Genomic DNA, 14,032 nt, shown 5'->3' on the forward strand with positions numbered 1-14,032 from the left:
TCCTAAATTACTATACACATTCACCATGTTCTTTGCAAGATTTATCCGTTTTATCCATTATGATCCTTGAGGAACTGTAAAAACTGTTCTTTTGGCATTGGGCGCGCATAAAAGAATCCCTGAATGTGGTCACAGCCAAGTTTTATAAGCTGTCTTGCCTGTTCACCAGTTTCAATACCCTCAGCAACAATTTCTTTCTTAAGTGACTTTATTATCTTTATAAGATTTATCATCACCATATAAGAAACTTCTGACTCAAAGGCTGACTGAATAATGCTCTTATCCAGTTTAAAGATAGTAACAGGCATGGTTGCCACTCTTGCAATATTTGAATAACCGGTTCCAAAATCATCCATAGAAAACTTAAAGCCCATTTCCATAAGCTTTTTTATGTTCTCATCCATAACCGAGGTTATTCCCTGTTCATAGGTCTCAGTTATCTCAAAATTTATCTCAGTTGGCGCTACCTTGTATTTATCAAGCGTTCCCATGATATTATCCACAAGATTTGCCTGAATACAGTCAACCACAGAAAGGTTTACTTCTACATACTCAAGACCATGTTTTCTCGCATCAGTGGCAGAAAACAGATCGCACACCGTTGAAAGAACATACTTGTCTATAGAAAGAATTGTTCCGTTTCTCTCAGCTATCGGCATAAGTATCGCAGGCGAGATAAACCCAAGATGTGGATCCTTTAATCTAAGAAGTGCCTCGCAGGATGAGAATTTTCCTGTCACAGGTGTATAGATTGGCTGATAGTAAACCTCTAACAGTTCATCCTCTATAGCTCTTTTTACGATATTATCAATCTTCTTGTCATGCTCAACAACCTTAAGATTAAGGTCAGCAACCCTAAGGATTTCTCTACTCTGCTTGGAAAGTGCCTTATCAAGCACGTCTCTTATCTCACTATATCTTTCGATACTTGACACTTCATCGGGAAAAGCTATGGCATAAGGAGTTTCAAATAATTTCTTTTGCTCATTACCTATTTTCCAGGTATCCTTAAATCTTTTGCGTATCTGCTCCGCGGTCTTTTCGACTACAATTTCATCAGGCGTAACTCCCGGGAATAAAATTACAAAGTCATCCAGTTCAGGATAAAAAACATATCCGTTTGGAGCAAGCTGTTTTAAATAATCAGAAATCTGATTAAGAAGCTCAGATGAATCTTCAAGCGTTTCTTCCCCAAGGATTGTTGTAAGCCTGTCAATTCTTATTCCTAAAAGAGTAAACTCTTTTTTCTGCAAAAGATTTGTTGTAATGGTAAAGCGAAGAGCATTCTTGGTTCCTGCCCCTGACATGCTGTCCACAAATTCGCTGGGATTTTGGAATGTATATACGCACAAAAGAAGCGCTATTGAAACGCTAAATTCAAAGATTGAGCTTGACTTTGTTAATATCCTGATAGGGATTCCCAAAACCATCAGCGCAAAATATATCCAGAGCGCAGTTGCTTTTTCGGAGCTCAGGGATTTTGAATACTTTGTAAGAAGATACGCTGCGAAAATAAAATACAGATAAACATTTATATTAACGGAAGCTCCCTGGGGATAAATATAATCAATTTTTCCATCTTCAGTAAATACAAAGAATATATTGGTAAAGTATCCCACAAGATAAAAAATCATAGAGTACATCGTCGGAATGACGATAAGGAGTTTTTTACGAATACTCTTACTTTCTATCTGAAAGATGCTCATGACATAGCAAATGGAGAAATACGGAACAAGATATGTAAAAAGTTTCTCAACAAGAACGATAAGACAATTTGCCTCATAACCGATTATTTCTTTTGCCAGATCGTTATAAAGATATAAATTATGGAAAAGCCCCATAATATTCAGCATAAATGCATCAATGACAAGCGCACCAAAAATATGCCTCTGCTTATTAAAGTACTTTTCCTCTGAAAGATGGATCATAAGAGTTACTATAATAAGCACAAGTGATGCAACTGAAAAACAGATATCATAGGTTTGAGGGTTAGTCAAAAATTCCATGTTTAACCTTCTTCAAAATAAGCATCGATACATTTTACAAATGAACTATCTTTTACAGGTTTTCCAATGTAATCACCCATGAGATAATCACATCCGATTTCTTCAGCAATCGCTTTTTCATCGGGAGACTCTATCTCTGTAGCCCCAACAAAAATACTGACATCATGGAAAAGATTCACCATACCTTCTGTCACTATCTTCATCTTTGGTGAATTAAGTGCAGCTCTTAAGACATCAATGTCTAGATTCACCTGCATTACGGGGAGTGATAAAATACGGTCAAGGTCACCGTAGCCACTTCCAAATTTATCTACAATGATAGAGCTGTTCATGTCACCCATAAGCCGCAGATTGCGCTCTGCTACCTTACTCATGGTAGTAAGAGTAGTCTCAGAAAGCTTAAGGCTTATCCATGAAGCCTCTGCCTTCTCTTCTCTTAAAATCTTCTTTATCCTTCTTATAAAATCATTCTTTGATATTTCTCCCTGGGATAATCCGACAATAGCCCTGTATTTACCATTCTTGTCCCCCGCATTCCAGAAAGAAAGTGCTCTGCAGGCACGCCTGTAAACAAACTCATCAGTATCAATAAGAGCCTGTGTAGTTTTAAGTTCAGGGATATGCTTTCTCATATCCACTTCATCATTATTTTCATCTAACGGAAAAAACAGTACGTCTGCGCAATAATTTATTCTGTATATTTTAGACACAAGCGGCTGATATCTGATTACCGCAGTCTTATTATCAAGATTATTCCTTGCAAGCAGGTCATAGTCCTTAAACTTCTTTACTTTTCTTAATTCAACTCCTTCTACCTCTACTATCGTTTCCTTATTATCTGTGATATCTTCCGTGATTATCTCAACCTTACTCATAAGTTCTGAAGGTGTTGAATAATTTTCAGGATATCGCATCATAAAGCAATGTCCCTCAATCTTTATCGCCATGCCCGAGCAGTTCCAGGGCTCATTAAGCCTTTTGGCTATGACTTCCATAAGTTTTCGTTCTTTTGCCTTATCCTCACTATGAACTGTCACAGCAAAAACATAGTCCGAATATTTATATGCATAAGCCTGAAGTCTGAATTCTTTAAAGCCAATTCCCCTTAAATACTTAGCTATCCTTTTGATGACTATCATCGACTGTGCATAGCCAATCTCAGCGCTAAGAGCAGACGCGTTATCTATTGTCACAAAAATAGTACAATGAGAGCCTTTAAGTTTTATTTTAAGGTCTACGCCTTCAAGAAAAGCTTTTCTGTTTAAGACATTTAAAGTCTCATCCACCATCTCGCTTGGATTCTGCAAAGTAATATAAACCAAAGTCGCGCTTACTGCGTTACAGAAATTCTCGATAAGAACTGTCGGGTAAAAAAACTGTATCAGAATCCCGGAAAGAATAAAGAATACGTAAGAAGCAATCGCAACCCTTGTTTTCAGTATCATATAACTGTTATATTTGAACATCAGATAAAGCCCTGCTGCTATATAATACGCAGCAAGGACATAGTATATCCAGATAAGAAAATCGCGATGGTATAGACCGTCTTCAGAATAATGGAATAAAACCGGATAAAAAAGGTTTACCAGTACCAGAAATGCTCCCACACTATATGCAAGCAAAACTGTCACAAAACTCTTTAATTCCTTATAGTTAACATAGATATCCAAAACGGACATAATATAAAGAAAATAACACAGCGCAGATGCTAAATGCGCAAGAAAATAGACAGAACCTGAAAACATTTCTGCAGGATGATACCAGAATGCCGTACTTGGCCTCATCTGCAAAAGTGTTTCAACACGTTCTGAGACAGTCGCCATAAATACAGCGACTATAAGCAGACCATAAGCTCTTTGCCTGTACGCAGGAACCGTTCTTCTTGCCAAAGAGGTTACGGCAATTGTAGCCAATATACATAAAGCGCAAATATCAAAGTAGTAATTATACTGCATGCGCCAGCCTCCAATTAAAACCGGTCAAAGCCATTTCAGCGGATTACTGATTACTTTGGCTTTTGCCATCAGATCGTCAAGATTCCCCCTTAAATAATCCTCCAGCCTGCTGATTTCATCTTTGGAATAGCCATTATGACTGATAATCCTGCATTCCGGAAGAACTCCTTCTGCCATATCAGTGCCTTTATCTCCATCTCTTTCAAATTTAACGTGAACAACCTTGTTATTATCCTTATCATGCACGATGGCAGAATAGGTCATTGTCATATTTTCACCAGGCATTTTTGTTTTTCTCCAAGAATTTTATTTCATATGAAATAAAAAAGTGTTATCGGAAAGCGTAAATCCGATAACACTATTATACGTCAATTATTGTTTTTTTGATACCCTAATATATGCTTAAACGATTACCATTTGATAACGCAATCCTAAATTAACTATAATTTAAGATGCATGAAACATTTTTTTCATTTGTTTCGAAACAATTTAAAACAATAATATCCACCTGCCATCACTGCAGAAAGAATGGATATGCTGATGATAGTTTTTATATTGAAATGGAGGTATCCTAAAGAGACAAAACTTATTATCATCAGCATGGCAAACATCCACGCAAACCCAAGACATATAACCATGATAAATGAAAGGAATTTCAATAAAACATCTTTAATGTCCAGTCTTTGGTCATAGCCTTGTTCTTTGACTTTTTCTGCTACAGATATCAGATTTTGAACTGAGTCTGTTATTTCATTGTTTCTTTTTTCGTTATCATTTAAATTCATATCACTCTACCATCCTGCTGCCCCATAGAGTAACCTGAGTATTTTTCCCAAGACAGGTAAAAACAGTTGTTTCAAGACTGCTGCCTTCAATCTCCATGGTAAGAGCAACACCACTGAAGGTATCTCCATCTATATCAAGATTTATGTATGGTTTGCCTTCTTTAACACTCCAGGTGCCCTGATAATCTCCGGAAACCGTCCCATCTTCCAAAAGAGAAATATGTTCTACTTCGTTCACCTCATACTTGGCAAAATTGATGTCAAGACGATGGAAAATAATCTCATAATCGCCTGTTATCTGTGACTTATCAAGTCCATTTTCATCAAGTGTCTCACCATCTGTAAGGAACGGCGCCGCAACCAGCCATCCATCCTCATTTACAAACAATTGATGTACCTTTACAAAATGTCCTTCATTGCCGCTTGTGGTCCTTGTATGGAATACAATATAAGCTTTCCCATCGTCATCAACAAAAGCTGAATTATGTCCCTGCGCAACCTGTCCCTCACTCATGCTCTTCCATCTGTATCCGCCAAATAATCTCTCTCCCACAGGATGATTTATATTAAGTGAATACGAATCATAAAATGGTGTGTGACCAAGTTCATCCTCATAAGGGCCATCAGGTGTTTTGGACCTGAACACTCTTATATTGTAGCCGCCTTTTGCCTCAAGGGCGCCATAGGAAATAAAAAGATAATAATAATCGCCTATTTTCTGGATATAAGAGCCCTCGCCTGACACGTAGCAGCCGCCTGCAATAAGCTTTCCAAAATATGCATCCGAGTGTTTATCAGTCTCATAGCTTACTGAATAGTCCCTAAGACCTGTTTCTTTGTCAAGCTTTAACATAAAGATACCGCCTGACCAGGAACCGTAGGTCATCCAAAGATTACCATCATCATCATAAAATGCGCAAGGGTCTATACAATTTGGGAACTTATCTCCCCACTTTTTGTTGGCAACTCCATTGGTGATGTATCTCTCAGGAAGTTCTCCCTCTCCGAGAACTTTTTCAACATCTGTCTCTTTGTAATTTGATTCATCAAATCCGCCATAGACAATGCTTCCAGCGTACTCATAAGGTCCCATTACATTATCTGCGGTAAGAAGAACTATATTGGATTTCCAGTTATCACCATTTGCACTTAAGTAAATGAGATATTTTCCCATTTCTTTACTGTAAATAATATCAGGCGCCCAAAGGTTCCCCCACCAGTCTCCGCTGTCATCATTCCACTGCCTTATCTTATCCCTCGTTTCCTGAGAAAGAGCTGACTTGAACTCATCATTTCTTTCAGTCCAGTCAAAAAGATCTGTAGTGGATGAGCAGCTTATATGTGTTCCAAAAATGTAGTAGGTTCCGTCAGTATCCTTAAAAATTGATGGATCATGACAACATGCAGTTTTGTTGTTTTTTGCATTTTCTCCAAACTGTCTTACCAGCATAGTCATCTTAAGGTTAAGCACGCACCTAACCATTGCCTCCTCACCGGCATATTTTATCTCAACATAAGGTCTGAAGCTGACTGTTTTCCCATCACCTGAAAGACTTGCACTATTTCCGGGATTCCCTGCATTGCCGCCAATAAGCTCACCGGATAAAGTTACTGTGTCTCCGGTTCTGATAGTATCAAAAATGTCAGGCATGGAACCTTCGCTTGCAGGCACAAGGCCTTTGTTGGTATAACTGAATTTTTTACCAGAGATTGAGTAATCAGGATTTTCATTGGAAATAGTCAGTGTATAGTGCACTATCTCCCCTTCTTCATAGGAATCTTTATCAGTTACAAGTGACACCGAAATTTTTTCCTGCGATTCTGTAAATCCGGTCTCTGGCTCTTTTTCTGCTAAAGACAAATCGCTTTCGCTATTATCTTTTCCACATCCGCTCCCCAGAGCTGTCACGGCAAGTAATGCTAAAGAAAGCAAAACAGCAACTCTTTTTTTAATAAATCTTATTTTCATAATCAAACACCGGCCATCCACATTTATCCCATTTTACTTCAATAAGCATCGTATGTCTGTTTGGATCATAGAGCGGATCTCCCTCAATTTCCTTATAGGTTCTTGCATGAAATACGCAAACATCTTTTCCATCTGTATCTTTTGTAAAACTGTTGTGCCCCGGACCATAAATACCTTTTTCCCTATCAGAGCAAAGAACCGGTTTCTTCTCCTTTCTCCACTGCCTCGGGTCAAGAAGATTATCTCCCGCATCAATGCTCAGCATTCCCATGCAGTAGCACTCTCCTGTTGCGCTGGCGGAATAGGTCAGGAAAATTCTTTCGTTATTCTTGATAACAGCAGGTCCTTCATTTACCCAAATATCCACTCTTTCCCAGTCATAATCAGGAGTTGTCAAAAGAACCTGTGCTGTGGAAAGCTTGGTCGGAGTCTCCATCTTAGCTATGTAAAGGTTTGAAATACCTATGCCTGCTGCCACTTTCTCAGCCCATACATAATAATAATCTCCGTTATTTTCAAAAATAGTAGCATCCAGACTAAAGCCCTTAAAGGAATAAATATCATCATCACTTCTCTGTATCATCCCTTTTTCAATCCATTTATCATTTATTGGATCCTGTCCTTCGCACTCAAGGATATATGGTCTAAGTCTCCAGATGTCTTCCTCTCTTGAAGCTGCAAAATAAATGTAGAATTTCCCATCAAGATAGTGAAGTTCAGGCGCCCACACATGCTTACTCATATCTCCGTATTCATGCTTTTCCCATATGCATTTTTCGTCAGCTTCCTTAAGTCCCTCAAGAGTTTCGCTCTTTCTTAGAACAATCTTGTCATATTCAGGTACTGAAGCTGTAAAATAATAACATCCATCGCTGTGTCTATATACATAAGGATCCGCTCTTTGTTCTATAAAAGGATTATTGTACTTAGTTAGTTTTCCGTTTCTAGGCTTTGTCTCCATCATCCATCCTCTCGCATTTTTATTTGTTCGTTCATATGAGCTTATAGGAAAAAACTGATCTGTTCACTTTTCCCTCAGACATAAGTCTTGCTCGAAACAGCGCTTCGAAAGTATTCCTCCCGAAGCGCCGGGTAGTAGAATTATCACTCTACTGAAAGAATCTCAACAAGGCATTCCTCGCAGGTAACAAGCATATAAATCTTATCTGCGCTTGTCAGCTTACTGTTCATTGTTGTTGTGCTGGTGTAGTTCTTGCCGTCTCCGCCTTCGATATTGGCATCAATTGTTATATCTCCACCTTTTCTGTCAATTGTAAGTGTAACCTTTGCATCCTTCATAGCGTTAAGCCATGTTGCCCAGTCATCTCCCCAGCTTGTCTCATAGCTCTGGGTAAATGTATCATCCCAGCCATATGCATCTGCTCTTACTGCTGCATACTCTACGTGATCAGCGCTTCCTGAGCCGTCAGCGTTAGGATTCTCATGCGCAGGTGTCTCCTCATTAGTAAACACAAGCACATAGTTATCCCAGTTATTTACACCATCTGAATAGTTATTAAGTGTAACTGTAGTTGTTCCGTCTGCTATCTCGATTGGTGTGCTCCAGTCTGTCCACCAGCCATTGCTGTAATCAGCTGCTCCAACTTTTTCTACAACATTTTCTACAGAAAGAAGTTCAAGATAGCACTCTTCGCAAGTGATAAGGAAGTAAATCGGGTCATCTGCCTTAAGTGAAGATTCCAATGTTGTCTTACTTGTATAGCTCTTTCCATTTCCATCAACAATAGTAGCGTCCATTGTGATATTTCCGCCTTCTCTTGTGATGTACATGTTTACAGTTGCATTTCTCATTGAGCTAAGCCATGTTGCCCAGTCATCTCCCCAGCTTGTCTCATAGCTCTGAGTAAATGTATCATCCCATCCGTAAGCATCCGCTCTTACTGCTGCATATTCAACGTGGCCTTCGCCTGCGTTAGGATCTTCATGAGCCTTGGTGTACTCATTAGTGAACATGAATACGTAGTTATCCCAGTTGTTAACGCCATCTGAATAGTTGTTGAATCTTACTGCCTTTGTTTCTCCATCCTTGATCTCATAGCTCTCTGTCCAGTCTGTCCACCAGCCATTTAAGAGATTGATATCGCCTATAGTTTCAAGAGCATTTGCTGCCAGTTCAATTGAGAATGGATCCTCAACGCCCAAGATATCAATGTAGCACTTCTGTCCAGTCACATAGAAATAACAGGGATCTTCTGCTGTCAATGCTGAAGGTACAGTCATCTTCATCTGGTTTTCTGTGCCGTTATAATCAACCATTGTGCCTTCTACGATGATCTTGTCATCTGCTCTGGAAATATTAAGTGTTACATCTGTCTCCTTCATAACCTGTGAAAGCCATGTATTCCAGTTGCCCCAGCTGTAATAGGTCTCAAATTTGTCTGCATTATCGATAGAATTTGCATCAGAAGTCTCAGCATATGCATCAGCTCTAACAAGAGCATACTGCTTTGTTGCAGTATCAGCAGGATTCTTATGAGCTTCATTCTCTGCATCTGTAAATCCGATGGCAAAATTGTTTGCAACATCTGCGGCATCTGAGAAATTTCGAAGCTTTACAATCTTTGTTGCGCCGTTTTTAAGTTCAAAGCCCTGTGACCAATCACTGTCTTTTTCCAGAGAAAGATCTGTTTTACCGATAGAATCAACTGCCTTTTCATCAGCATAAACTGTGAATTCATGAGCAGGTTCTTCATACGCTACAGTTGCATCGCCAGCTTCATAAAGAGCTTTTACCTGTGAAGCATCAAGTGCATAGTCATATACATATACTTCGTCGAATGCGCCCTTCATGATCGCATCCCAGTAGTTGATTCCAAGGAGGAAATCAAAGTTGTCAGAAGCCTGCATAGCACCCTTAACAATGTTTACAGGTCTTACATTTCCCTCTGCATCAGTTCCTATAAGCTGCTCACCATTTACGTAGAGCTTACCTTCTATCATGCTGCCATCTGCTGATGTATTTGCAGGGTCTACAGTAAGTGTTACATTAAGCCATTCTCTTGTATGGGCATTGACATCGTCAGCATACCAGTTTGGCCAGGGTGAACCTTCTGCATTCTGGTCATACGCCCAGACACTTGGATATGAAAGTTCATCAGAAGCAGGATTCCAGTTTGCCCAGGTAAAGTTTACGTAGTGCTGTCCTCCTGTGGCATCACCGTGCATATCAGGTCCAAACTGGAGAGTAGGCATATACTGGGCATTTCTTGCTGCATAAACCCAGTAAGAAACTGTATATGCATCACCAACGCCGTTCACATCAAGCTTAAGTCCCTGATTTCCATCTGTGTAAGCAGCTTTTCCTTTTACGCCGGGAATATACACAACTTCAGAGTCAGTTGCCTGAACCATAGGAGTAGCATCAGTATTTCTCACTGCTGCCTTAACTCCGGCTTCGCCGCCATCCATGGAATAATAATACTTGTAATCCTGTGGAATTTCAGAAGCAGCAACACTTTCTGTTTTTGCTTCCTGAACATTTTCAGTCTTCTCTGCAGTCTCAGTCGCATCAGCAGGTGTTTCCTGCGAAGCCTGTCCACAGCCTGCCAGCATTCCTGTAACCATTGCCCCACATAGTAAGAATGATAATAATTTCTTGTTCTTCATATACCCTCCAACATATTTTTAAAGTCATTCTGTAAAAAGAATGAATTACTTTGTTCCTACAGGGCGTTCTCCGATACCTGTCATAACGCCGCCTGCATCTACAACACTCTGATACCATGCAATCTCTTCATCGTCGAGAACATCATAGCCATCATGTCCGAAGTAGGAAATCATATAAAGAGCATGATAGTAATTAGCCTGAATATTTGCTTCTTCTACATAATCCGCAGCCTTTCCAAGTCCTTCATCCACGATATTGTGAATACCTGCTGAAGATACTCCCGGAGCAGTCTGTGAATTAAAGTACTGATCGCAGAAATTCCAGTAACCTGCGATGTTATACCAGCCATAAGGAACAGGACGCTTCATATTGTCAAAGAATCTGTCCCAATACTCCTTGTGCTCTGCATCCTGAGGGAACATAGCCTTGTAAGCTGTCCATACTTCCTCATCAGTTGTAAGAGGCATTGGCATATTTGCTGCCTTGAGCGGTACCCCTGAAGAGTTCACGTTCTTTTCATCTGAGTAGATCTCAATTCTCTTCTTCCATCCATCAACTCCCCAGTTCATGTACTTAAGAAGAAGGTATGATTCATAAGGATATTTAGTAGCATATGAAACACCGCCAAGATACATGTTTCCAAGAACGTTATGCTCTTTTTCTCCTGATACAGAAGGTGTTACATAAGGATAGATATCCATGTCATATAGATCCTGATAATAAACCTGTGTTCCATCTTCCTGAGTCACAGTAGTGTTCCAGATATTCTGGAATGTCCACCAGCCTTCGGAGAAAACTGCAACATGGCCTGTTGAACCAAAGTACATTCCATAGTCGCCTGTCCAGTCTTCCATAGCCTGAGTATTCTGCTGAGGAGCAACGTAGCCCGCAAGCTTAAGATCTGAGAACTGCTGCTCTCCCACTGCCCAGTACTGAAGGTCAAAGTCTGTTCCGTTGTAGCCGAACTCCCCTTTAATCTTTCTCTCTGAACTTGTTGCAGCAGAGATTCCGTAGAGTGAATCAAGACGGTTATAATATCCAAGGCCGTAATACTTCATTCCGGTTCTGTCATCAACTGTTGCATCCTGGATAAGCTTTATCATGTCATCCCAGGTCCAGTCAGGATCAGGCATTGAAAGATTTAATTTATCCAGCACGTTCTTGTCAACGAAAACTGCGCAGGGCTGATACCAGGTTGGCATAGCATAACGGTGGTTTGTATCAAATTTACCAATGCCGTATTCCTGGATTGTTCCCATAAGCTTTTCTGTCTCAGGATCATTATCAACATATTCAGTGATGTCAGCCCACCACTGGTTTGCCAGTGAAGTATCTGAGTCAGTGGCAATAAACACATCCGGGAATTCATTGTTTGAAGCAGCTGCTGTAAGGTCTGTGCTCATGTCTGTCATCTGCTTTACTTCAACTGTGATGTTGGGATGCTCAGTCATAAATGCCTCTGCAAGCTGAGTCATAAGGTCAAGGTCCTCATATCCCCAGTAACTTAATGTGATCTTATCAGTTGTCACACCGCTCTCATCCACCTGCCCTGATGGAGCCCCCGCTCCACCTGAACCACAGCCTGTCAGCTGCGCAAGTACTGTGGCAGATAAAATTGTACTTGCTAGAATTTTTCTGTACTTTTTCATATAACCTCCTTATTTGAAAAAATATTTTATTCACCTGTAATACCGGTTCTGTCTATGCTCTCAACAAAGTGTCTCTGCATAAAGAAATACATAATAAGCAGCGGCAAAATCGTAAGAGCAGTTGCAGCCATTCTCACTGATTCATTCAGCGATGTCATTGTTCCGCCTGTGGTTGCCCTTGATTCAAAGCTTGAATCAAAGTCTTTTAACTGAATCACCAGATTGTTCCAGAAGGAGTGCGAATTTGCTATACCCTTTACATACAACTCAGTAAGGTAGGACTCATTCCAGTACCATACAAAACAAAAAAGAAAAACGGTAAGTATGGCAGGTCCTGCTGATGGAATAGCAATCCTGAAAAATGACTTCCAATATCCGGCGCCGTCAATCTGCGCCGCTTCGATCAAGACCTTAGGAACCTGTTTAAAGAACTGATAAAAGATAAGTATAAATATCGGAGCATTAAGCCCATTTGCCACAAGAGCAGGAAGCACAAACGCCCATATCGTGCCGGTAAGACGCATATTACTGTAAAGCACGTAAGTTGGGATCATTGTCACCTGGCTTGGCAGTATATAGCTAAATACCAAAAGAGCCATCATGATTTTTTTGCCCCTGAACTCAAATGAAGCAAAACCATAACCTGTTATCATGCAGGTAACAACGCTAAGTATTGTTGGAATTCCAGCTATCACAAAACCTTTTAAAAGGCTTACCCAAAAGTCCATAGACTTTGCGGCATCAATATAATTGTCAATATAAAGCGAACTTGGTATCCACTTAACAGAGGCATCCAAGAGATCTGCCTGATTCATAAAGCTTGTGCTGAACATGTAAAAAACAGGATATAAATAAACAAATCCAATCGCTATCAAAAGAGCATATACAGAAAGCTCCTTTAAAAAGCCTTGTTTTTCTTTGGTTCCGAACAGGAATCTGTGAAACTTCTCTTTAGTAAGGCTCTTTCTAACTCTTTCCTTAATAGTCCCCAGATCCATCGTAGGTGCGGAACATGCCTTTTTGTCTTTGTCTTTCAATCTTCCTGGCATTTCTCACAGACCTCCTTTCTACTCTTCTTGCAATCCTCTCTTCTTTTATTTCAAGTCTCTTTCTCTTTTTAACCATCCTGTCATAGACATCTTTCTTCGAGCCGAGAAGTGCAAAGAAAATAAGAACGATTATCGTGACAAGAATTGAATATATCCAGGCCATGGCCGATGCATAACCGTAACCTCTTTCTGCTGTTGCCGAGAACATTGCTGTCTTTATCAGGTTTATAAGCTGATTCTGCTCATTGCTGGATAAGAAAATAACAGTATAGACAGCATTTATAAGGATCATTGGCTTTATGGTGGGAAGTGTTATCTTCCAAAAGCACTCCCAGTCAGAGCCTCCATCCATCTTGGCAGCTTCATACAGACCGGGATCTATTTTCTGGAGCGCAGAGAGGAAAATAAGTATCTGAACTCCCGAATACCACAATGTCATTATCATGTTTCCAAAGAGTGTTCCAAGCTGCTGAGCTATCGCAGTGGGCAAAAACATGTCAAATGCGCTCACAACTGCCTGAGTATTAAGAGCAGGGATTGATGCAGCCCCTTCACTCACAAGCATGTTCATAACAGGTCCTGAAACAATTATTACCGGCAAAAAGAATATCAGTCTGAATATTCCACGGAAATTGATTTTGCCATTTAGCATTATCGCTATGATAAGGGCAAAGACAACAATGATCGGAACCTGTAAAAGTGTCTGCCACACATAGGAAGCTATCTGCTGTATAAAATCAGGGTCTTCTATCCAGATCTGGGTAATATTGCTTGTTCCCACATAGGTAAACTGTAGTCCGTTTCTTGCCTTTATCTTAAACCACATGTAATAGAAGGACTGACACATGGGAATCAGTGTAAACACCAGCATTCCGATGATCCATATCGAAACAAAGGAATACCCTGCAAGTTCCTGCTTTCGCTCCAGCTTTCCAAGCTTTCCCTTTGGCTTTTTGTTTTTCTTTTTTATTGCTAATAAATTCATCCCACT

At 40.0% G+C, this 14,032-nt stretch carries 10 protein-coding genes; all 10 read right to left on the minus strand.

Features of this window, described 5'->3' with window-relative positions; all coding sequences use genetic code 11:
* Window positions 1–50 precede the first annotated feature (50 nt).
* Entirely contained in the window at window positions 51–2,006 is a 1,956-nt protein-coding gene (locus BM086_RS02895; protein WP_092323104.1) for a GGDEF domain-containing phosphodiesterase, read from the minus strand.
* Window positions 2,007–2,008: 2 nt separating this feature from the next.
* A complete protein-coding gene (locus BM086_RS02900; protein WP_092323107.1) occupies window positions 2,009–3,961 on the minus strand; it encodes an EAL domain-containing protein in 1,953 nt (650 codons plus the stop codon).
* Between the two features lie 24 nt (window positions 3,962–3,985).
* Window positions 3,986–4,246 (minus strand): hypothetical protein, encoded by a 261-nt coding sequence (locus BM086_RS02905; protein ID WP_092323110.1) that lies wholly within the window; start codon window positions 4,244–4,246, stop codon window positions 3,986–3,988.
* A gap of 185 nt (window positions 4,247–4,431) precedes the next feature.
* Window positions 4,432–4,746, minus strand: coding sequence for a hypothetical protein (locus tag BM086_RS02910; protein ID WP_092323112.1), 315 nt, complete (start codon window positions 4,744–4,746; stop codon window positions 4,432–4,434).
* A 1-nt stretch (window position 4,747) separates the two neighbouring features.
* Entirely contained in the window at window positions 4,748–6,715 is a 1,968-nt protein-coding gene (locus BM086_RS02915) for a glycoside hydrolase family 43 protein (protein WP_141107688.1), read from the minus strand.
* A complete protein-coding gene (locus BM086_RS02920) occupies window positions 6,696–7,679 on the minus strand; it encodes a glycoside hydrolase family 43 protein (RefSeq protein ID WP_242952110.1) in 984 nt (327 codons plus the stop codon). Before BM086_RS02920 ends, BM086_RS02915 begins: the two co-directional genes overlap by 20 nt.
* A 140-nt stretch (window positions 7,680–7,819) precedes the next feature.
* Window positions 7,820–10,342 carry a hypothetical protein gene (locus tag BM086_RS02925; protein WP_092323121.1) on the minus strand — a complete coding sequence of 841 codons (2,523 nt, stop codon included), beginning with the start codon at window positions 10,340–10,342 and terminating at the stop codon, window positions 7,820–7,822.
* 45 nt (window positions 10,343–10,387) lie between these two features.
* Window positions 10,388–11,992 (minus strand): ABC transporter substrate-binding protein, encoded by a 1,605-nt coding sequence (locus BM086_RS02930; protein WP_092323124.1) that lies wholly within the window; start codon window positions 11,990–11,992, stop codon window positions 10,388–10,390.
* 26 nt (window positions 11,993–12,018) lie between these two features.
* Window positions 12,019–13,041 carry a carbohydrate ABC transporter permease gene (locus BM086_RS02935; RefSeq protein ID WP_242952111.1) on the minus strand — a complete coding sequence of 341 codons (1,023 nt, stop codon included), beginning with the start codon at window positions 13,039–13,041 and terminating at the stop codon, window positions 12,019–12,021.
* Entirely contained in the window at window positions 12,971–14,026 is a 1,056-nt protein-coding gene (locus BM086_RS02940; RefSeq protein WP_092323127.1) for a carbohydrate ABC transporter permease, read from the minus strand. The genes BM086_RS02935 and BM086_RS02940 overlap by 71 nt, the downstream gene beginning before the upstream one ends.
* Between the last annotated feature and the right edge of the window lie 6 nt (window positions 14,027–14,032).

Source organism: Butyrivibrio sp. YAB3001 (assembly GCF_900112195.1).
Classification (GTDB): Bacteria; Bacillota; Clostridia; order Lachnospirales; family Lachnospiraceae; genus Butyrivibrio.